The organism is Citrobacter sp. Cf136 (genome assembly GCF_030333815.1).
Taxonomy (GTDB): domain Bacteria; phylum Pseudomonadota; class Gammaproteobacteria; order Enterobacterales; family Enterobacteriaceae; genus Citrobacter; species Citrobacter freundii.
This window is the reverse complement of sequence record NZ_JAOWFE010000037.1, coordinates 540,931-560,824: the sequence shown is the minus strand read 5'-3', so window position 1 is coordinate 560,824 and position 19,894 is coordinate 540,931. Positions and strand designations below refer to the sequence as shown.

Annotated in this window: 19 protein-coding genes and 1 pseudogene; 14 read left to right on the top strand and 6 right to left on the bottom strand. The window is 54.4% G+C overall.

What is annotated here, in order from left to right:
- Position 1 precedes the first annotated feature (1 nt).
- The 4 genes and pseudogenes from OGV98_RS16430 to OGV98_RS16415 all read right to left on the bottom strand — a co-directional run.
- A pseudogene (locus OGV98_RS16430) lies at positions 2-317 on the bottom strand (Rpn/YhgA-type helix-turn-helix domain-containing protein); the annotation flags it as partial.
- Positions 314-1,732 (bottom strand): deoxyribodipyrimidine photo-lyase, encoded by a 1,419-nt coding sequence (gene phrB, locus OGV98_RS16425; protein WP_202580684.1) that lies wholly within the window; start codon positions 1,730-1,732, stop codon positions 314-316. The pseudogene OGV98_RS16430 and the gene phrB, both read right to left, overlap by 4 nt.
- Positions 1,733-1,752: 20 nt before the next feature.
- Positions 1,753-2,706, bottom strand: coding sequence for a YbgA family protein (locus OGV98_RS16420; RefSeq protein WP_138828319.1), 954 nt, complete (start codon positions 2,704-2,706; stop codon positions 1,753-1,755).
- Between the two features lie 89 nt (positions 2,707-2,795).
- Positions 2,796-3,002: a YbfA family protein gene (locus tag OGV98_RS16415; RefSeq protein WP_003022870.1), complete on the bottom strand. Its 207-nt coding sequence runs from the start codon at positions 3,000-3,002 to the stop codon at positions 2,796-2,798.
- 308 nt (positions 3,003-3,310) lie between these two features.
- Between OGV98_RS16415 and kdpF the strand changes: the two genes are divergently transcribed.
- The 6 genes from kdpF to kdpE are packed head-to-tail and all read left to right on the top strand — an operon-like array spanning position 3,311 to position 11,092.
- Positions 3,311-3,400: a K(+)-transporting ATPase subunit F gene (gene kdpF / locus OGV98_RS16410; RefSeq protein ID WP_001670793.1), complete on the top strand. Its 90-nt coding sequence runs from the start codon at positions 3,311-3,313 to the stop codon at positions 3,398-3,400.
- On the top strand, positions 3,400-5,079 hold the full coding sequence (kdpA, locus tag OGV98_RS16405; RefSeq protein WP_102190739.1) for a potassium-transporting ATPase subunit KdpA: 1,680 nt from the start codon (positions 3,400-3,402) through the stop codon (positions 5,077-5,079). Before kdpF ends, kdpA begins: the two co-directional genes overlap by 1 nt.
- A 20-nt stretch (positions 5,080-5,099) precedes the next feature.
- Entirely contained in the window at positions 5,100-7,148 is a 2,049-nt protein-coding gene (gene kdpB / locus OGV98_RS16400; protein ID WP_138828318.1) for a potassium-transporting ATPase subunit KdpB, read from the top strand.
- Positions 7,149-7,156: 8 nt separating this feature from the next.
- A complete protein-coding gene (gene kdpC, locus OGV98_RS16395; RefSeq protein WP_003835531.1) occupies positions 7,157-7,723 on the top strand; it encodes a potassium-transporting ATPase subunit KdpC in 567 nt (188 codons plus the stop codon).
- 10 nt (positions 7,724-7,733) lie between these two features.
- The gene (kdpD, locus tag OGV98_RS16390) at positions 7,734-10,418 is read left to right on the top strand and encodes a two-component system sensor histidine kinase KdpD (RefSeq protein WP_046669868.1); all 2,685 of its coding nucleotides are present in this window, start codon (positions 7,734-7,736) and stop codon (positions 10,416-10,418) included.
- A complete protein-coding gene (kdpE, locus tag OGV98_RS16385) occupies positions 10,415-11,092 on the top strand; it encodes a two-component system response regulator KdpE (RefSeq protein WP_003022856.1) in 678 nt (225 codons plus the stop codon). Before kdpD ends, kdpE begins: the two co-directional genes overlap by 4 nt.
- A 100-nt stretch (positions 11,093-11,192) precedes the next feature.
- Here the strand turns inward: kdpE and pgm are convergent, their stop codons facing one another.
- Together pgm and seqA are read right to left on the bottom strand one after the other, a co-directional pair.
- Entirely contained in the window at positions 11,193-12,833 is a 1,641-nt protein-coding gene (pgm, locus tag OGV98_RS16380) for a phosphoglucomutase (alpha-D-glucose-1,6-bisphosphate-dependent) (RefSeq protein ID WP_003022854.1), read from the bottom strand.
- 24 nt (positions 12,834-12,857) lie between these two features.
- Positions 12,858-13,400, bottom strand: a complete 543-nt coding sequence (gene seqA, locus OGV98_RS16375) for a replication initiation negative regulator SeqA (RefSeq protein WP_003022848.1) — start codon at positions 13,398-13,400, stop codon at positions 12,858-12,860.
- 194 nt (positions 13,401-13,594) lie between these two features.
- Between seqA and ybfF the strand changes: the two genes are divergently transcribed.
- The 8 genes from ybfF (at position 13,595) to tcuB (ending at position 19,889) form a co-directional block, all read left to right on the top strand.
- Positions 13,595-14,368 (top strand): esterase, encoded by a 774-nt coding sequence (gene ybfF, locus OGV98_RS16370; RefSeq protein ID WP_138828316.1) that lies wholly within the window; start codon positions 13,595-13,597, stop codon positions 14,366-14,368.
- Between the two features lie 128 nt (positions 14,369-14,496).
- On the top strand, positions 14,497-14,784 hold the full coding sequence (gene ybfE, locus OGV98_RS16365; protein WP_003022842.1) for a LexA regulated protein: 288 nt from the start codon (positions 14,497-14,499) through the stop codon (positions 14,782-14,784).
- A 155-nt stretch (positions 14,785-14,939) separates the two neighbouring features.
- Positions 14,940-15,470, top strand: a complete 531-nt coding sequence (fldA, locus tag OGV98_RS16360) for a flavodoxin FldA (RefSeq protein ID WP_003022839.1) — start codon at positions 14,940-14,942, stop codon at positions 15,468-15,470.
- A gap of 210 nt (positions 15,471-15,680) precedes the next feature.
- Positions 15,681-15,767, top strand: coding sequence for a ryhB-regulated fur leader peptide (locus OGV98_RS16355; RefSeq protein ID WP_049259739.1), 87 nt, complete (start codon positions 15,681-15,683; stop codon positions 15,765-15,767).
- Positions 15,760-16,206 carry a ferric iron uptake transcriptional regulator gene (gene fur / locus OGV98_RS16350; RefSeq protein WP_003022836.1) on the top strand — a complete coding sequence of 149 codons (447 nt, stop codon included), beginning with the start codon at positions 15,760-15,762 and terminating at the stop codon, positions 16,204-16,206. The genes OGV98_RS16355 and fur overlap by 8 nt, the downstream gene beginning before the upstream one ends.
- Before the next feature lie 129 nt (positions 16,207-16,335).
- The gene (gene tcuR / locus OGV98_RS16345) at positions 16,336-17,262 is read left to right on the top strand and encodes a tricarballylate utilization LysR family transcriptional regulator TcuR (RefSeq protein WP_016149789.1); all 927 of its coding nucleotides are present in this window, start codon (positions 16,336-16,338) and stop codon (positions 17,260-17,262) included.
- A gap of 97 nt (positions 17,263-17,359) precedes the next feature.
- Positions 17,360-18,763, top strand: a complete 1,404-nt coding sequence (gene tcuA, locus OGV98_RS16340) for an FAD-dependent tricarballylate dehydrogenase TcuA (RefSeq protein ID WP_286551706.1) — start codon at positions 17,360-17,362, stop codon at positions 18,761-18,763.
- On the top strand, positions 18,750-19,889 hold the full coding sequence (gene tcuB / locus OGV98_RS16335) for a tricarballylate utilization 4Fe-4S protein TcuB (RefSeq protein ID WP_138828314.1): 1,140 nt from the start codon (positions 18,750-18,752) through the stop codon (positions 19,887-19,889). The genes tcuA and tcuB overlap by 14 nt, the downstream gene beginning before the upstream one ends.
- Positions 19,890-19,894 lie beyond the last annotated feature (5 nt).

Genomic DNA, 19,894 nt, shown 5'->3' with positions numbered 1-19,894 from the left:
ATTACGCATAACTTGCAGCGAGTTCCTCTTCAGTAAGCCCCGTCACTAGTAGTACCATTGCGCGATCTATTCCCTGCTCCAACATAGTTTGCGCTATACGTAATGCAACTTCTCCTGTGTTGGGGGATCCGTTGTGCCATTTTTTGCATAAACTCATTAAAGCGAGATTAATCGCCGGATCGTAGGATGTAATTAAGCATCGCCTGCAGTTGCGTGTCATTAGCGCATCCGGTAAGTAGTAGCGTGGTCAGTTGCTCTACCAGCCCCATCAAATCCCGCTGACGGATATGTTTTTGCATTAATTCCAGCAGCGCTATCCCTTACGCGCCGCCTCATATGCCGCCAGCGTCGCCAGCCTTGCCTGTTTATGATCCACAATCGGGCGAGGATAACTTAGTGTTACCTGCGCTTTTTCTGCCCACGACCACGGGTCATGAATGGCTTTACCCGGCACGTCGCGCAGTTCCGGCACCCACTGGCGGATAAACTCACCGTCACAGTCGAATTTTTCGCCCTGCGTCATGGGGTTAAAGATACGGAAATACGGTGCGGCGTCGGTTCCGGTTGAGGCTGCCCACTGCCAGCCGCCGTTATTGGCCGCGAGGTCACCATCAATCAGTTGCGACATGAAATATTGTTCGCCTTTACGCCAGTCAATCAGCAGGTCCTTCACCAAAAAACTGGCGGTAATCATGCGTAATCGATTATGCATCCAGCCCGTGGCGTTGAGCTGACGCATCGCCGCATCCACAATAGGGTAACCCGTACTACCCGTTTTCCAGGCCTGCAAATGCGTCGGATTATTCTGCCATTGCACGCGATCGGTCCAGCGGATAAAGGGTTGATACCGACACAGCGCCGGATGGTAAGTCATCAGATGACGATAAAATTCACGCCAGATAAGCTCGTTCAGCCAGACGCTACCCCTGCCGCCCTCAAGCGCCTGCGGCTGCTCCGCGAGCAGTCGATTCAGGCACTGGCGCGGTGATAGTCCTCCTGTCGCCAGGCTCGCGGATAATCGACTGGTCCCGTCAATCGCAGGAAAATCACGCTGCTGCTCGTATTCTCCCGCCGCCTGCTGGCAAAACTGACGTAATTGCGCGATGGCCAATTTTTCATCTGCCACAAACCTCTGCGCATCAAAATCTTGCTGCGGATAGCTCAGCGTTATTGCGCTTAACGACGTGCTGAGTGCGCCGCTGTCCCTCATTTTCGGCGCGCTAACGCATTCTGGAATACCGTCTTTAATCCGCTTCAGCCAGGCATTTTTAAACGGCGTGAACACTTTATACATCTCATGATTGCCGGTCATCACAGCCCCCGGGGGCAGGATCACGCTGTCGTCAAACCCTTCGCACACCACCTGAGGTAAGGACTTTTCGACGGCGGCATCACGCTGGCGTTCGTTTATTTCATATTGATAGTTATAAAATAATCGACTGACGTCATGCTGCAGGCAGACATTTTTGATGGTGTCCACGCTGGCCGCAAAATCAGCCACTTCGTAAAACAGTAAAGGGATGCCTTTTTCTGCCAGCGCTGTTTGTAACGCATTCAACTGCGCGCAGGTAAATGCCGCCTGGCGCGGGGCCATATCGTGGGCCTTCCACTGCTCGGGGGTAGCGATATATAACGCCAGCACCTGCGCAGAACGATCCCGACAAGCCGCCGCCAGCGCGAGGTTGTCGTGCAGGCGTAAATCACGCCGAAACCAGACCAAATGGGTGGTCATAACACTCCTGAAGAAAAAACTTAACGCCCGTAGCGCAAACGCAGAGCCTCTGGCCAGGGATTGAAATAGCGCTGCCCGGAGAGATAAGCATCCGGATATTCCGCCATATAGTGTTTGAGTAATGTTATTGGCGCAAGCAGCGGTTGAGTCGAACGTCGATACCCGTCAATGAGAGAGGCCAGCTCCTGCCGCTGACGAGAATTTAATTGCGTACGGAAATAGCCCTGGACATGCATCAGCACGTTGGTATGGTTGCGCCGGGAGGGAAGATGCGCCAGCAAACTCATCAGCCTTAAGCGATACTCGACAAAATAAGCCTGCAAATCTTGCCATTCGCCGATCGCCGCGACAAAACGCCCGAGTTCGCGATACTCCGGCTGGGAATGGGCCAACAGTAATAGCTTGTAACGGCTGTGATAATCGATTAGTGCTCCGCGCGTTAACCCTTGCTGACGGATACCGTTGAGCTCGTGCAAGGCATAAATGCGCTCAACAAAATTTTCCCGAATCTGCGGGTCGTGCAAACGCCCGTCCTCTTCCACGGGAAGCCAGGGTAACGTCGACATCAGCACAGATGTAAAGATCCCTCGTCCCGCTTTACGGTTGTTTTTGCCTTCCGCGTCGTAGACCCGCACCCGTTCCATACCGCAACTAGGCGATTTTGCACAGACAATATAGCCACACAAATGCTCCAGACGCTCGCTTTGTCGCTGACTAAAAGCCGTCATTACGTCTGTCAAATCACCCTCGCGCTTATCACTAAAACGCAGGGAGACAGCCTCGCCCTCTTTGACCAGATGCAGCGCAGGTCTCGGGACCGGTAACCCGATACCCATTTCAGGGCATACGGGTTCGAAAGCGACCCACGGCGACAGTTCTTCCACAGCAAAGGCCAGCCGCTTGTGCCCACCATCATAGCGAACCGCCTCCCCCAACAGACAGGCACTTATACCAACAGGGATTTTCTCGCTCATGATCGCTCCTTTCTCATTCCTGAGATAAGTGTAGCTATCATGAACAAAAAAGCCGCTGATATCAGCGGCTTTTGGGGATTTATTAGCTATCAGTAGAAATCGCAGGTGGCTTTTTCAGCCTGCTCCATCCACACCGGTTTATCACTGGTTTTAGACCAGACGCGGTGCAGGTAGCTGTAAAAACGGGCGCGGTCTTTCCAGAACAACATGACCGGCAGCGCCAACACGCCCGCCACAACGGCAAAGGTACGGCGCAAGAAAACAATGTGTGCTGGATATTCTTTATAAAAGTCCATAATCCTCTCCCATATATCTGTTCGGTGAATCGCACCGGAAAAATAAACTTGGTTAACTGATGAAAATAATACCGCCTTGTGTGTAATTTTGCTACTCATCCGACCACTTATTTTTATCTATTGATGCTCCGTTTAGCTAAAAACTGTAATTAAGTTACATAAAAGTTAAATTAATACTAATCATTAGTTAAATAATGGTCTTTGCCATTTTTATACTTTTTTTACACCCCACCCACTGATTTTTGCGAAATCTTTGCAAGCAAAAATCTACGCTCTGGTTATCACATTTATGCCACTGGAGGTGCACCGTGAGTGCAGGCGTGATAACCGGCATTGTGCTGGTCTTTTTATTATTAGGTTATTTGGTGTATGCCCTGATTAATGCGGAGGCGTTCTGATGGCGGCCCAAGGATTTTTACTCATTGTCAGTTTCTTGCTGGTGCTGTTTGTCATCGCCAGACCGCTGGGCTTTGGGCTGGCTCGACTGATCAATAATACGTCCCTGCCGGGCCTGACTGGCGTGGAACATATGCTGTGGCGCTCTCTGGGCATCTCGCAGCAGGAGATGAACTGGCGGCAGTATCTGTTGGCGATCCTCGCGCTCAATGTACTGGGCCTGCTGGTCCTGTTTTCGATGCTGATGGCGCAAAACCTGCTGCCGTTAAATCCCCAGCAACTGCCAGGGCTTTCGTGGGATCTGGCGCTTAACACCGCGGTGAGTTTTGTCACTAATACCAACTGGCAATCCTATGCTGGTGAAACCACCTTAAGCTACTTCAGCCAGATGATCGGGCTGACCGTACAAAACTTCCTGTCAGCGGCAACCGGGATTGCGGTGATTTTTGCCCTGACCCGCGCCTTCACGCGCCAGAGTATGAACACCTTGGGCAACGCCTGGGTCGATCTGATTCGCATTACGCTGTGGATCTTGCTCCCCATTGCATTGCTCATTGCGCTGTTCTTCATTCAGCAAGGTGTGCTGCAAAACGTGTTGCCCTATCAGCCCATCACCACCCTTGAAGGGGTGAAACAACTGCTGCCGATGGGGCCCGTCGCCTCACAGGAAGCGATTAAGATGCTTGGCACTAACGGGGGCGGTTTCTTTAACGCTAACTCATCACATCCGTTTGAAAACCCTACCGCGTTGACCAATCTGGTACAGATGCTGGCTATTTTCTTAATTCCTACCGCGCTGTGTTTTGCCTTTGGTGATGTGGTGGGCGATCGTCGCCAGGGACGGACTCTGCTGTGGGCCATGTCACTGATTTTTGTGGTCTGCGTGGCCGTCGTGATGTGGGCTGAAGTTCAGGGCAACCCACACCTGATGGCATTCGGCGCAGACAGTAATATCAACATGGAAGGCAAAGAGAGCCGCTTTGGCGTGCTGGCCACGAGTCTGTTTGCCGTCGTCACGACAGCTGCATCCTGCGGTGCTGTTGATGCGATGCATGACTCCTTTACTGCGCTGGGCGGCATGGTGCCAATGTGGTTAATGCAGATTGGTGAGGTGGTCTTCGGCGGCGTGGGTTCAGGTCTGTACGGTATGTTGCTGTTCGTGCTGCTGGCAGTATTTATCGCCGGGTTAATGATTGGCCGCACACCAGAGTATCTGGGTAAGAAAATCGACGTGCGCGAAATGAAAATGACCGCGTTGGCGATTCTGGTCACCCCTGCGCTGGTCCTGATCGGTACAGCAATCGCCATGATGACCGAAGCTGGCCGCAGCGCCATGCTAAACCCGGGTCCACACGGGTTTAGCGAAGTGCTGTATGCCGTGTCGTCCGCCTCGAACAACAACGGTAGCGCCTTCGCCGGGTTAAGCGCCAACAGCCCGTTCTGGAACTGCCTGCTGGCCTTATGCATGTTCTTCGGTCGCTTCGGCGTGATCATTCCCGTGATGGCGATTGCCGGATCGCTGGTCAGTAAAAAGATCCAGCCAGCCAGCTCCGGTACGCTACCTACCCACGGAGCGCTGTTTGTCGGGTTGTTGATCGGTACGGTGTTACTGGTTGGCGCTCTCACCTTTGTTCCTGCCCTGGCGCTTGGCCCGGTCGCAGAATACCTGTCATTACACTGAGTGATGCGGAGCACATTACTATGAGTCGCAAGCAACTGGCGCTGTTCGAACCCTCTCTGGTCGCACAGGCGCTGACGGACGCCGTGAAAAAATTAAGCCCACATACCCAGTGGCGTAATCCGGTGATGTTTATCGTCTGGTTGGGCAGTCTGTTAACGACCCTGTTAACCGTGGCGATGGCAACAGGCCATATGCCGGGTAATCCTTGGTTTACCGGCGCGATAAGTCTGTGGCTGTGGATTACCGTTCTGTTCGCCAACTTTGCTGAAGCGCTGGCGGAAGGACGCAGTAAAGCTCAGGCCAATAGCCTGAAAGGCGTCAAAAAAACCGCCTTTGCCCGCAAGCTTCGCGAACCGAAATACGGCGCGGCAATGGATCACGTCCCTGCCGATGATTTACGTAAAGGCGATATCGTGCTGGTGGAAGCTGGCGATATTATCCCGTGTGACGGCGAGGTGATCGAAGGCGGCGCGTCGGTAGATGAAAGCGCCATTACCGGTGAATCCGCGCCGGTGATTCGTGAATCCGGTGGTGATTTCGCCTCCGTCACCGGCGGGACTCGCATCCTCTCCGACTGGCTGGTTATCGAATGCAGCGTAAACCCTGGTGAAACGTTCCTCGACCGGATGATCGCCATGGTTGAAGGTGCACAGCGGCGTAAAACGCCCAATGAAATTGCCCTGACGATCCTGTTGATAGCCCTGGCCATCGTCTTTCTACTGGCTACGGCCACGCTGTGGCCGTTTTCCGCCTGGGGCGGTAGCGCGGTCAGCGTCACGGTATTGGTTGCGCTGCTGGTGTGTTTAATCCCTACGACGATAGGCGGGCTGCTCTCCGCGATTGGCGTCGCCGGGATGAGCCGCATGTTGGGAGCGAACGTCATTGCCACCAGCGGACGTGCAGTAGAAGCGGCGGGTGACGTGGATGTACTGCTGCTGGATAAAACCGGCACCATTACGCTGGGTAACCGCCAGGCTTCAGATTTTCTGCCCGCCCACGGCGTGGACGAAAAAACGCTGGCCGATGCCGCGCAGCTTTCATCCCTGGCCGATGAAACGCCGGAAGGCCGCAGCATCGTGATTCTGGCTAAACAGCGCTTTAATCTGCGTATACGCGACGTGCAATCGCTACACGCCACCTTTGTACCGTTTACCGCCCAAAGTCGGATGAGCGGGATCAACATCGACAACCGTATGATCCGCAAAGGGTCGGTCGATGCTATTCGTCGTCACGTCGAAGCCAACGGCGGCCACTTCCCCGCCGACGTTGAGCAGAAGGTCGAAAACGTCGCACGCCTTGGCGCTACGCCGCTGGTGGTGGCCGAAGGCTCCCACGTACTTGGCGTGATTGCCCTGAAAGATATCGTAAAAGGCGGGATTAAAGAGCGTTTTGCCCAGCTGCGTAAAATGGGGATCAAAACGGTGATGATCACTGGCGACAACCGTTTGACCGCCGCCGCAATCGCCGCGGAAGCCGGAGTGGATGACTTCTTAGCCGAAGCCACACCGGAAGCCAAGCTGGCGTTGATTCGTCAGTATCAGGCGGAAGGTCGTCTGGTGGCGATGACCGGCGACGGAACTAACGACGCACCAGCCCTTGCTCAGGCCGATGTGGCCGTTGCCATGAACTCCGGAACCCAGGCAGCGAAAGAAGCGGGCAACATGGTGGACCTCGACTCCAACCCCACCAAACTGATTGAAGTGGTGCACATTGGTAAACAGATGCTGATGACGCGCGGTTCGCTGACCACCTTCAGTATCGCCAACGACGTAGCGAAGTATTTTGCCATTATCCCGGCCGCGTTCGCCGCCACCTACCCGCAGCTCAATGCGCTGAACGTGATGGGGCTGCATTCGCCGGACTCGGCGATCCTCAGCGCGGTTATCTTTAACGCACTGGTTATCGTCTTTCTGATCCCACTGGCGCTGAAAGGCGTGAGTTACAAACCGTTATCCGCTTCCGCGATGCTGCGCCGCAATTTGTGGATCTATGGCCTGGGTGGTCTGGTTGTGCCGTTTATCGGTATCAAAGCAATTGATTTACTGCTGACCCTGCTGGGTCTGGTGTGAGGTTTCAGATGAGTGGATTACGTCCTGCATTATCAACATTGATTTTCCTGATGCTTATCACCGGCGGGGCATACCCGCTGCTGACCACTGCGCTGGGGCAATGGTGGTTTCCCCACCAGGCTAACGGTTCGCTTCTCCGCGAAGGTCAGATTGTTCGCGGCTCCGAGCTCATTGGGCAACAGTTTACCGCTGCCGGTTATTTTCAGGGACGCCCCTCAGCCACAGCGGAAATGCCCTATAATCCAATGGCTTCAGGCGGCAGTAATCTGGCAGCCAGCAACCCGGAACTGGATAAACAGCTGCAAAGCCGGATTGCCGCGCTGCGTGCCGCTAACCCGCAGGCAAATCCTGCCGTTCCGGTAGAGCTGGTAACAGCTTCCGCCAGCGGGCTGGATAACAACCTGACGCCAGCTGCGGTGGCCTGGCAAATCCCCCGCGTGGCGCAGGCTCGCAACCTCAGCGTTGAAGAGGTCACACGCCTGGTTGCACAATACACGCAAAAGCCGTTGGTCAGTTTTATTGGCCAACCGGTGGTGAACCTGGTGGAACTTAATTTAGCGCTGGATAAGCACTGAGAAAAAGGACATGCATAACGAACCCTTACGCCCCGACCCCGATCGCCTGCTGGAGCAGACCACCGCTCCGCACCGGGGAAAACTAAAAATTTTCTTCGGCGCGTGTGCAGGCGTCGGTAAAACCTGGGCCATGCTGGCAGAGGCCCAGCGGCTGCGGGCGCAGGGATTAGATGTGCTGATTGGCGTGGTGGAAACCCACGGACGCAAAGAGACCGCCGCGCTGCTGGACGGTCTCAGCATCCTGCCGCTAAAGCGACAGGCGCGCCATGGTCGTCATATCAGCGAATTCGATCTCGACGCAGCGCTGGCCCGCCGCCCGGCACTCATTTTGATGGATGAACTGGCGCACAGTAATGCGCCAGGCTCACGCCACCCTAAACGCTGGCAAGATATTGAAGAGCTGCTGGAAGCCGGTATTGACGTTTTTACTACCGTCAACGTGCAGCATCTGGAAAGCCTCAATGATGTGGTCAGCGGCGTCACCGGCATTCAGGTTCGCGAAACCGTCCCCGATCCTTTTTTCGATGCCGCTGACGATGTGGTGCTGGTCGATCTTCCCCCCGACGATTTGCGCCAGCGCCTGAACGAAGGCAAGGTCTATATCGCCGGTCAGGCGGAAAGAGCCATCGAGCATTTCTTTCGCAAAGGTAACTTGATCGCGCTACGTGAGCTGGCCCTGCGCCGCACGGCCGATCGGGTTGACGATCAGATGCGTGCCTGGCGTGGACGTCCGGGAGAGGAGAAAGTCTGGCATACCCGCGACGCCATATTGCTGTGTATTGGACACAACACCGGCAGCGAAAAGCTCGTGCGTGCCGCCGCGCGTCTGGCAGCGCGCCTCGGCAGCGTATGGCATGCAGTGTATGTCGAAACGCCAGCGCTGCACCGACTGCCCGAAAAACAACGCCGCGCAATTTTAAGCGCCCTGCGATTAGCCCAGGAGCTGGGTGCAGAAACCGCCACCCTTTCCGATCCCGCTGAAGACAAAGCAGTAATCCGCTACGCCCGTGAGCATAATCTGGGAAAAATTGTCCTCGGACGTCCGACTACGCGACGCTGGTGGCGCAGTGATTCCTTTGCTGACAAACTGGCCCATCGCGCACCGGATCTCGACCTGATGATTGTTGCGCTCGACGAACCACCTTCGCGCCCTGTGCTGCAAACTGCAGATAGCCGCACCTTTAAGGATAAGTGGCGGGTTCAAATTCAGGGTTGCGTAGTTGCCGTCGCGCTGTGCGCCATCATTACGTTGATTGCCATGCAGTGGTTGATGGCCTTTGACGCCGCCAACCTGGTGATGATCTATTTATTGGGTGTGGTGGTTATCGCCCTCTTTTACGGACGCTGGCCGTCAGTGCTGGCAACCTTTATTAACGTTGCCAGCTTCGATCTCTTCTTTATTGCCCCACGCGGTACGCTGGCCGTTTCCGACGTCCAGTACCTGCTTACCTTTGCCGTGATGCTAACGGTAGGGTTGGTTATCGGTAATCTCACCGCTGGAGTGCGTTATCAAGCACGGGTAGCGCGTTATCGTGAACAGCGTACGCGTCATTTATATGAGATGTCGAAAGCGCTGGCCGTCGGACGGAGCCAGCAGGATATCGCCGCCACCAGCGAACAGTTTATTGCCTCAACGTTCCAGGCCCGCAGCCAGGTTTTACTGCCCGGTGAGAACGGGAAGCTGGCCCCTCTCACTCATCAACAGGGCATGACGCCGTGGGATGACGCCATTGCCCAATGGAGCTTTGATAAAGGGCAACCGGCCGGCGCAGGCACTGACACGTTACCGGGTGTGCCATATCAAATTTTACCGTTAAAAAGCGCCGACAAAACGCATGGGCTGCTGGTTGTGGAGCCAGGAAATTTACGCCAGCTGATGATCCCCGAACAGCAGCGCCTGCTGGAAACTTTCACTTTACTGGTCGCCAGTGCGCTGGAACGCCTGACGCTCACCGCCAGCGAAGAGCAGGCCCGGTTTGCCAGCGAGCGTGAAAGCATTCGCAATGCCCTGCTCGCCGCCCTTTCCCACGATTTGCGCACGCCGCTGACGGTGTTGTTTGGTCAGGCAGAGATCTTAACGCTGGATCTGGCAAGTGAAGGATCGCCGCACGCACGCCAGGCCAGCGAAATTCGCCAGCACGTCCTGAATACGACCCGACTGGTTAATAACCTACTGGATATGGCGCGAATTCAGTCTGGCGGCTTTAATCTTAAGAAAGAGTGGTTAACGCTGGAAGAGGTGGTCGGTAGTGCCCTGCAGATGCTGGAGCCAGGACTCTCTGCTCCTATTAATTTGTCGCTACCCGCGCCGTTGACGCTGATCCACGTCGATGGCCCGCTATTTGAACGGGTGCTGATTAACCTGCTGGAAAACGCTGTTAAATACGCAGGTCCAGCGGCGCAAATCGGTATTGATGCCAGCGTCGATGGCGAACATCTGCAACTGGACGTCTGGGATAATGGCCCTGGCATTCCATCGGGAATGGAGCAACGAGTTTTTGACAAGTTCTCCCGGGGAAACAAAGAGTCATCTGTACCGGGCGTTGGGCTGGGGCTGGCAATCTGCCAGGCCATTGTGGACGTGCACGGCGGTACAATTTCCGTCCACAATCGCGCACAGGGAGGAGCATGTTTCCGTGTTACACTGCCCCAGGAAATCCCCCCTGAACTTGAAGATTTTCATGAGGATATGTGACGAACGTACTGATTGTTGAAGATGAACAGGCTATCCGTCGCTTTCTGCGCACCGCGCTGGAAGCCGATGGTCTGCGTGTATATGAAGCGGAAACGCTGCAACGTGGTCTGCTGGAAGCCGCCACGCGAAAACCCGATCTCATCATTCTCGATCTCGGTCTGCCGGACGGTGACGGCATTGATTTTATTCGTGACCTGCGACAATGGAGCGCGATACCGGTAATTGTGCTTTCAGCCCGCAGCGAAGAAAGTGATAAAATTGCCGCCCTGGATGCCGGTGCCGATGACTATCTCAGTAAACCCTTTGGTATTGGCGAGCTACAGGCGCGATTGCGCGTGGCATTGCGTCGCCACGCCAGCGGCACGTCTCCCGAGCCGGTGGTGCATTTTTCCAACGTAAAAGTAGATATCGCCGCCCGGCTAGTACATCGTGGTGATGAAGAGATTCATTTGACGCCGATTGAGTTTCGCCTGTTAGCGGTACTGCTGAATAATGCCGGAAAGGTACTGACGCAGCGCCAGTTGCTCAATCAGGTTTGGGGACCAAACGCCGTCGAACACAGCCACTATCTGCGAATTTACATGGGACACCTGCGCCAGAAACTGGAACTGGACCCGGCACGTCCGCGTCATTTTCTGACCGAAACCGGGATTGGTTATCGGTTCATGCCATGACGTTAAGTTGAATATAAAAAGCCGGACCAGCGTATTTGCTGTCCGGCTTTTTCATTATTCATGCCGAATAGCGACGCTAGCGTCTTATCCGGCCTACGGTTTACGCGTTCTTCAGCACTTCGCTGACGATCTCAACCGCTTCTTTTTCGATCTGCTTGCGATGTTCTTCACCGAGGAAGCTTTCGCAGTAGATCTTGTAAGCGTCTTCCGTACCAGAAGGACGCGCGGCAAACCAGCCGTTGTCAGTCATCACTTTCAGACCGCCGATAGAAGCGCCGTTGCCCGGTGCAGCCGTCAGACGCGCGGTGATCGGGTCGCCCGCCAGCGTACTGGCGCTCACCATTTCCGGAGACAGCTTAGACAGCGCCGCTTTCTGCGCGGAGGTCGCGCTTGCCTGCAGGCGGTTGTAGCTCGGTGCGCCAAAGCGAGCAGCCAGTTCGTTGTAGTGCTCCTGCGGGTTCTTACCGGTCACTGCGGTAATTTCTGCCGCCAGCAGGCACATGATGATGCCGTCTTTGTCGGTTGACCACGGTGTACCGTCGAAACGCAGGAAAGATGCCCCCGCGCTCTCTTCCCCACCAAAGCCAAAACTGCCGTCAAACAGACCGTCAACAAACCATTTAAAGCCAACCGGCACTTCAACCAGTTTACGCCCTAAATCATTCACTACACGGTCAATCATCGCCGATGACACCAGCGTCTTACCGACGGCAACATCTTTGCCCCACTGCGGACGATGCTGGAACAGGTAGTTGATCGCCACGGCCAGATAGTGGTTCGGATTCATCAGCCCTGCCGGGGTGACGATACCGTGACGGTCGTAGTCTGGGTCATTGGCAAAGGCCAGATCGAACTTGTCGCGCAGCGCCAACAGCCCCGCCATCGCACACTCGGAGGAGCAGTCCATGCGGATTGCGCCATCTTTGTCGAGATGCATAAAGCGGAAAGTCTGATCAACGTGATCGTTAACGATAGTCAGGTTCAGGTTGTAGTGCTTTGCAATACGCTTCCAGTATTCGATACCGGAACCGCCCAGCGGATCGACACCCAGCGTCAGACCCGCTTTCTGGATCGCCGCCATGTCTACGATGTCAGCCAGTCCTTCAACAAACGGCTGAACCAGATCCTGCTCTTTCACATGACCAGATGCCAGCGCAGCGTCCAGCGACATACGCTTCACGCCCTGCAGACCGGCCGCCAGCAGCGCGTTGGCTCTGTCTTCCACCACTTTGGTGACATTGGTGTCTGCCGGACCACCGTTTGGCGGGTTGTATTTAATGCCGCCATCTTCCGGCGGGTTGTGGGACGGCGTGATCACAATGCCGTCAGCCAGCGGGCCGCCTTTTTTGTTGTGGACCAGGATAGCGTTCGATACAGCAGGGGTTGGCGTAAAGCCGTTATTTTCCTGCACGATGACGTCAACGCCGTTCGCCGCCAGCACTTCCAGTACAGAGATAAAAGCCGGTTCAGACAGCGCGTGGGTATCCTTGCCCACATAGCACGGGCCAGTAATCCCGTTTTTCGCACGTTCTTCAGCAATCGCCTGGGCGATAGCCAGAATATGCGGCTCGTTAAAACTATGACGACCTGCACTGCCGCGATGTCCGGACGTACCGAACTTAACAGCGTGCTCAGCGTTCCCTGCTGTTGGTTTCAGTACATAGTACTGTGCCGTCAGTTGGGCGACGTTAATCAAATCACTCTGTTGCGCAGGTTGACCTGCACGATTGTGGATTGCCATTGCCTGGTCCTTCTAATGCAAGGATTAAATTGTTCCGCAAACCTTTTCAATCAATTCCGCAGGGAATTGCATTGACTGCATGATGTGTTCAACCATGCTGCATTTACGGCCGGTATTGGTATTGGTGATCACCCAGTACGGCGTGCCTGGCACGTGCTTCGGTTTGGTTTGATTACCATTTTTCAGCAGCGTCTGTTCATCAGCTGCAAAATAAACACGCGTACGACCATGCAACGATTCCGTTGCTTCGGCGAACGCGTTTTGATCCAGTGAATAGAGTGTAGACAGCACCAGCATAAAGCGATTTACTGCTTTCTTCTGTTCCGCGTATTCGTCGGACAGCAGCAGTTCACGCATCGCGCGCACTTTATCTTTTACGGGGTTAACCGGCTTGGCTTCCACGACAGGTTGCACAGCGCGGACTTCTTTGACTATCGGAGTGACAGGCTGTGATGCGGCGGAAAATTTCAACATACGCCGTAAAATGTCGGATGCGCTCTCGCCAATATGCTTGGTGTGGCTGGCAATATAGCTATAGAGTTCATCATCAACTTCAATCGTTTTCATCTTAATCCAGTGCAGTGTTTAGCTGAATACAAGTTGTCGGGGTAAACACACGTAGTGTAAAGGCAAATCCCAACAGCGGATAGCGTCAAGCCTGGTGGCCAGCAAAACTCAGAGTAACCGTAGTTGTTGCAGCCATGTGGCAGAATGGTCAACATGATACCCTAACCCGTGAGTGTGAAAAAAAGAACTTTGCCATGAAATTGAATATCCGAGCGCAATCTGCGCAAAACCTGCACAATAATTCTCCCATCGTCCTGGTTCACGGCTTGTTTGGCAGTCTGGATAACCTGGGGATCCTGGCACGCGATCTAGTAACCGACTACGACATCATCCAGGTCGATATGCGAAACCATGGCCTCTCCCCTCGTTCACCTGAGATGAATTATCCGGCCATGGCGCAAGATCTGCTGGATACGCTGGACGATCGGCAGATCGAAAAAGCGATCTTTATTGGCCACTCGATGGGCGGTAAAGCTGTCATGGCGCTGACTGCGCTGGCTCCGGAACGTGTCGAACGGCTGGTCGCCATCGACATTGCTCCCGTTGACTACCATGTTCGCCGCCACGATGAGATTTTTGCGGCAATCAATGCCGTAACCGATGCACAAGCGTCCTCACGCCAGCAGGCGGCAAGCGTCATGCGCCAGCACCTGCAAGAGGAAGGTGTTATCCAGTTTCTGCTGAAATCTTTTGTTGACGGCGAGTGGCGCTTTAACGTTCCCGTATTGTGGGATCAATATCCGCATATCGTCGGTTGGGAAACCATTCCTGCGTGGGAGCACCCGGCGCTGTTTATCCCAGGCGGCAACTCACCGTATGTTACCGAAGAGTATCGCGAACAACTGCTGGCGCAATTCCCACAAGCTCGTGCGCACGTTATAGCAGGTGCCGGGCATTGGGTGCATGCCGAAAAACCGGAGGCGGTGCTGCGCGCCATCCGTCGTTATCTGAGCGAGCAGGCTAACTGATTAAAAACTCAGCGTCTGCGCGCGATTACGCGCGCGGGCGTTGGCGTGTATCCCCTGCTGATGTATTATGGCGCGCTATCCATCCGGGCAGACGCCTGGCTGATTGTTTCCCCGAAGTCACCAAGATCATGGCCAAAGAACAAACGGACCGTACGACATTAGATCTGTTCGCGCAGGAGCGTCGCCCGGGACGACCCAAAACTAATCCGCTCTCGCGTGATGAACAGTTACGTATTAATAAACGTAATCAGCTTAAGCGTGACAAAGTTCGCGGGCTTAAGCGTGTCGAACTGAAACTGAACGCTGATGCCGTTGACGCTCTGAACGAGCTGGCTGAGGCACGCAACATGAGTCGCAGTGAACTCATCGAAGAGATGCTGATGAACCAACTCAGCGCATTGCGCGGTCAGGCATAGTCTGAATTTCTGCTCTAAATCATAAATCGTGTAGCACAGAGTGCAGTCCTGCGTGTTTGCTGTTTCCGCATGCCAGACTGTTCTGCTATGATTGCCCTTATCCGTGGGCAATGCGCCACCACCATTTCAATAAGTTTCAAGAGGTTATTTTACTCATGGCAATCACTGGCATCTTTTTCGGCAGCGACACCGGTAATACCGAAAACATCGCAAAAATGATTCAAAAACAGCTTGGTAAAGACGTTGCCGATGTTCATGACATTGCAAAAAGCAGCAAAGAAGACCTCGAAGGGTATGACATTCTGCTGCTCGGCATCCCAACCTGGTACTACGGTGAAGCGCAGTGCGACTGGGACGACTTCTTCCCTACCCTCGAAGACATTGATTTTAACGGCAAACTGGTTGCATTGTTCGGCTGTGGCGACCAGGAAGATTACGCAGAATATTTCTGCGATGCGTTAGGGACCATTCGCGACATCATCGAACCGCGCGGCGCAACCATCGTTGGTCACTGGCCAACGGCGGGTTATCACTTTGAAGCGTCCAAAGGTCTGGCTGACGACGACCATTTTGTCGGTCTGGCTATCGATGAAGATCGCCAACCTGAACTGACCGCAGAACGCGTAGAAAAATGGGTTAAGCAGATCTCTGAAGAGCTGCACCTCGACGAAATCATTAATGCCTGATTTCGTGTGGCGCAGATTTCCATCTGCGCCGCATCAATAGATAAAACCAATCAAAATAATTGCTACAAATTTGTAACTTTTTCGTCTGACCCTGTACAATGGCTGGATGCCAATCGGGTGTTGCACAGTGTGTTTGTCGGCGATACCACGTTTTGATTAACAATATATGCCAGAGACTTGCAGTTTTCATTTAGCCATGGCAGTTCTATAATGAATCGCATTATCTCAAGTGCAATTTCTGTCACTTCTGTTAATGAAGTGAATCGTTTAGCTACAGGACAGATTCCGCATGACTGACAACAATACCGCATTAAAGAAGGCTGGCCTGAAAGTAACGCTTCCTCGTTTAAAAATTCTGGAAGTTCTTCAGGAACCGGATAACCATCACGTCAGTGCGGAAGACTTATACAAACGCCTGATCGATATGGGTGAAGAAATTGGTCTGGCGACCGTGTATCGCGTGCTGAACCAGTTTGATGATGCCGGTATCGTGACCCGCCATAATTTTGAAGGTGGTAAATCCGTCTTCGAATTGACTCAACAGCATCATCACGATCACCTCATCTGCCTTGACTGCGGCAAAGTGGTCGAGTTCAGCGATGATTCCATCGAAGCCCGCCAACGTGAGATTGCGGCTAAACATGGCATTCGCTTAACTAACCATAGCCTCTATCTTTACGGTCACTGTGCCGAAGGCGATTGCCGCGAAGATGAGCACGCCCACGACGGCAAATAATGTAATGCTTTCTGAAAAGCCAACCATCCGGTTGGCTTTTTTTATGGGCGTTACCTGCCCTTTTCCCCTTCCCTCCGCTCCTGTGTTGCTTTAATGTAAAAATCAATTGCCCCCTTCCGGAGAGTCGAAATGGAACTTCGCCAGCTACGCTATTTTGTGCGCATTGTAGAAACCGGCAGCATGGGTAGCGCGGCGCTCGATCTCAATATCGGAGTTTCGGCACTCAGCCAGCAAATGTCGCGTCTGGAAAACGAACTCGCTATTCGCCTGCTGCAGCGCACTTCGCGAGGCGTGACCCCCACCAGCGCCGGACTGGCTTTTTACTCCCAGGCGCAGCTGGCGCTCCGTCACGCAGACGATGCAATCCTCGCCGCGCGTGAATCCCGGCTTTCCGGGCACGTCAGCGTCGGCATGGCTCCCAGTACCGCTTCAGTTCTCGGTATGCCTTTTATTCACGCCATGCGGGAAAGCTATAGCGATGTTCGCCTGCATGTAGTGGAAAGTCTCTCAGGTAATCTGGAACGGATGATTAATACCCGCCAGATTGATCTGGCTGTGGTGTTTCAAAAAGAAAAGATCCTGCGCTGGAGTGCCAGACCGATTCTCGAAGAACGGCTGTTTTTGATTGGGACCCATGCCCTACTGGCTGATATTACCGATGACAATATTGCCCCAGCCCAGTTGGCGAGTATTCCATTGATAATGCCCAGCCCAGGCCACGGTCTGCGCGGCAGGCTGGAAGCAATTTGTCAGGAACACTCGCTGAACATTGAGATCGCTACAGAAATTGATGGTCTGGCGCTGCTGATGCGCGCCGTGCGCAGTGGCATTGGCGCCACTCTTCAACCCGGAGCGGCGATTTCCCATCTCGATAAAGAGACGCTAAGAGTGATCGGCGTCCATAATCCGATACTTAGCCGCCCCAACTTTCTGGTGAGCCTCTCTGACGATGAGCTCACCCCGGCGGGCCTCGCAGCCCGCGTGGTGCTGACGAAAGTGATGCATCAACTGGTGGAAGCAGGAAGCTGGCCAGGTGCCATCCTTTACAATAACTAAAGCCCTCTTTAGCACTACGTCATAGCGCCAGCACAAGCCGTTCGCATACATTTCAATTACAAATTTAACAATTAGTTAAATGGTAATGGAGTATACGATGGTTGATGTTCTGGTGATTGGCGGTGGCAATGCTGCCTTATGCGCTGCCCTTACCGCCCGGGAGCAAGGCGCTTCCGTTTTACTACTCGAAGCGGCTCCCCGGGAATGGCGTGGGGGAAATTCCCAACACACGCGTAACCTGCGCTGTATGCATGATGCACCGCAGGATGTGCTGGTGGAAAGCTATCCGGAAGAGGAGTTCTGGCAAGATCTGCAGCGCGTCACGGAAGGAAATACCAACGAAGCCCTGGCTCGTCTGGTGATCCGCACCTCTTCACAGTGTCGCGACTGGATGCGCCGACACGGCGTCAATTTTCAACCTCCTCTCTCTGGCGCTTTACACGTGGCGCGAACCAACGCCTTTTTTATGGGCGGTGGCAAGGCCCTGGTGAATGCCTATTATCGCAGCGCAGAAAAACTGGGAGTGCAGATCCGCTATAACACCCCCGTTCAGGCGCTTGAACTGCGTAATGGGGAGTTCGTGGCGGCGCTGGCAGGTGAAGAGCGCATCACAGCTAAATCCTGCGTGCTTGCCGCTGGCGGGTTTGAGTCAAACCGCGAATGGCTACGAGAAGCGTGGGGAGAGAACGAGCGCGGCGAATGGCCTGCAGATAACTTTCTGATTCGCGGCACGCGCTTTAACCAGGGCGTACTGCTCAAATTTATGATCGATGCCGGAGCCGACATCATCGGCGACCCCTCCCAGTCACATTGCGTAGCTATTGACGCCAGAGCGCCGTTATATGACGGCGGGATTTGTACCCGCGTGGACTGTGTTTCGCTCGGCATAGTCGTCAACCGTGACGCTGAGCGTTTTTATGATGAAGGCGAAGATTTCTGGCCCAAACGCTACGCCATTTGGGGACGACTGGTCGCCCAACAGCCCGGGCAGATTGGCTACTCCATTATCGACAGTAAAGCCATCGGCCACTTCATGCCTCCGGTCTTTCCTGGCGCACAGGCCAATACGCTGGCGGAGCTGGCTCATCAGTTGGGGCTGAATGGCGAACACTTTACCCACACCGTGACGGAGTACAACAACGCCTGCCAGCCCGGCCAGTTCAACCATACCATTCTGGATAACTGCACGACAAAAGCGTTAACCCCCGCGAAGACACATTGGGCGCGACCACTGGACCAGCCGCCTTACTACGGCTATGCCCTGCGGCCAGGGATCACCTTCACCTATCTCGGGTTAAAAGTAAATGAACGCGCTGCCGTACACTTTGACGGGCAGCCAAGCCGCAACCTGTTCGTCGCCGGAGAGATGATGGCGGGCAACGTGCTGGGCAAGGGCTACACCGCAGGCGTGGGCATGTCAATCGGTACCACTTTTGGCCGTATTGCCGGAAAAGAAGCCGCGCTGGCCGCACGTAAGGAGACTCGTCATGAGGCAGCTTGAGAAACTGATTATCGACGCGCAAATTATCACCGAACCGGAAGCGGAAGTTGAACGCGTGATGCAGGTCTGCAACGCCTGTCGCTATTGTGAAGGATTTTGCGCCGTGTTCCCGGCAATGACGCAGCGCCTGGAATTCGGTAAAGCGGATATCAATTATCTGGCAAACTTGTGCCATAACTGCGGTGCCTGCCTGCACGCCTGTCAGTATGCCCCGCCTCATGAGTTTGCCATCAACGTGCCGAAGGCGATGGCAGAAGTCCGGCTTGAAACCTATCAGCACTACGCGCAACCCGCGGCCTTTGGCGCGCTTTATCGTCGCGCAGGCGTCACCGTGACGCTGGCGCTGGTTTTCGGTCTGATCCTGTTTTTACTGCTCGCCATGGGGTTAAAAGGCTCGTTACTCCATCCACCGCTGGCCGGAGATTTCTACCAAATTTTCCCGCATAACCTGCTGGCCTGGATGTTTGGTTCGGTATTTATTGTGGCGATAGGTCTGCTGATGACGGGCGTTATCCGCTTCTGGCGCGAGATTTCTCCCGGTATGCCACGTTCCGTCGAAATTGCAGAAGCTTCACACGATGCGCTGACACTAAAGTATCTCGATGGTGGGCACGGTAAAGGTTGTAATGAAGCAGATGATGCCTTCACTCTGATGCGGCGCCGTTTTCATCACTTCACTTTCTACGGTTTTCTGCTCTGCTTTGCCGCCACCGTGGTGGCGACGGGCTATCACTATTTCGCAGGTATAGAAGCACCCTATCCGTTCTTCAGCGTTCCGGTCATGCTGGGCACGTTGGGTGGCATTGGCCTGGTTGTCGGCCCGGCTGGCTTGCTATGGCTCAATCTCAAGCGCTCACCGCTACATGGCGACGCACGGCAAAAACCGATGGATCGCGGTTTTATTTTGCTGCTGCTGCTGACCAGTCTGACCGGTTTAGCCCTGCTGGCAGGAAGAGACTCGTCCTGGATGGCTATTTTGCTCGCCATTCACCTCGGCGTGGTCATGGCGCTCTTTCTGACCATTCCTTACGGAAAATTTGCCCATGGATTTTACCGCTGCGCAGCCTTACTCAAGTGGGCGATTGAGAAACGGCGCGGCAAACAGGCGGGGGTCACAGACAACTAACCCGC

What these genes read in the sequence shown, in the direction of transcription:
- kdpB (WP_138828318.1), top strand. Translation starts at nt 5,100, where the DNA reads ATGAGTCGCAAGCAACTGGCGCTGTTCGAACCCTCTCTGGTCGCACAG.
- kdpD (WP_046669868.1), top strand. Translation starts at nt 7,734, where the DNA reads ATGCATAACGAACCCTTACGCCCCGACCCCGATCGCCTGCTGGAGCAG.
- ybfE (WP_003022842.1), top strand. Translation starts at nt 14,497, where the DNA reads ATGGCCAAAGAACAAACGGACCGTACGACATTAGATCTGTTCGCGCAG.
- kdpA (WP_102190739.1), top strand. Translation starts at nt 3,400, where the DNA reads ATGGCGGCCCAAGGATTTTTACTCATTGTCAGTTTCTTGCTGGTGCTG.
- kdpC (WP_003835531.1), top strand. Translation starts at nt 7,157, where the DNA reads ATGAGTGGATTACGTCCTGCATTATCAACATTGATTTTCCTGATGCTT.
- seqA (WP_003022848.1), bottom strand. Translation starts at nt 13,400, where the DNA reads ATGAAAACGATTGAAGTTGATGATGAACTCTATAGCTATATTGCCAGC.
- OGV98_RS16355 (WP_049259739.1), top strand. Translation starts at nt 15,681, where the DNA reads ATGAATCGCATTATCTCAAGTGCAATTTCTGTCACTTCTGTTAATGAA.
- fldA (WP_003022839.1), top strand. Translation starts at nt 14,940, where the DNA reads ATGGCAATCACTGGCATCTTTTTCGGCAGCGACACCGGTAATACCGAA.
- fur (WP_003022836.1), top strand. Translation starts at nt 15,760, where the DNA reads ATGACTGACAACAATACCGCATTAAAGAAGGCTGGCCTGAAAGTAACG.
- tcuB (WP_138828314.1), top strand. Translation starts at nt 18,750, where the DNA reads ATGAGGCAGCTTGAGAAACTGATTATCGACGCGCAAATTATCACCGAA.
- ybfF (WP_138828316.1), top strand. Translation starts at nt 13,595, where the DNA reads ATGAAATTGAATATCCGAGCGCAATCTGCGCAAAACCTGCACAATAAT.
- pgm (WP_003022854.1), bottom strand. Translation starts at nt 12,833, where the DNA reads ATGGCAATCCACAATCGTGCAGGTCAACCTGCGCAACAGAGTGATTTG.
- OGV98_RS16415 (WP_003022870.1), bottom strand. Translation starts at nt 3,002, where the DNA reads ATGGACTTTTATAAAGAATATCCAGCACACATTGTTTTCTTGCGCCGT.
- OGV98_RS16420 (WP_138828319.1), bottom strand. Translation starts at nt 2,706, where the DNA reads ATGAGCGAGAAAATCCCTGTTGGTATAAGTGCCTGTCTGTTGGGGGAG.
- phrB (WP_202580684.1), bottom strand. Translation starts at nt 1,732, where the DNA reads ATGACCACCCATTTGGTCTGGTTTCGGCGTGATTTACGCCTGCACGAC.
- tcuR (WP_016149789.1), top strand. Translation starts at nt 16,336, where the DNA reads ATGGAACTTCGCCAGCTACGCTATTTTGTGCGCATTGTAGAAACCGGC.
- tcuA (WP_286551706.1), top strand. Translation starts at nt 17,360, where the DNA reads ATGGTTGATGTTCTGGTGATTGGCGGTGGCAATGCTGCCTTATGCGCT.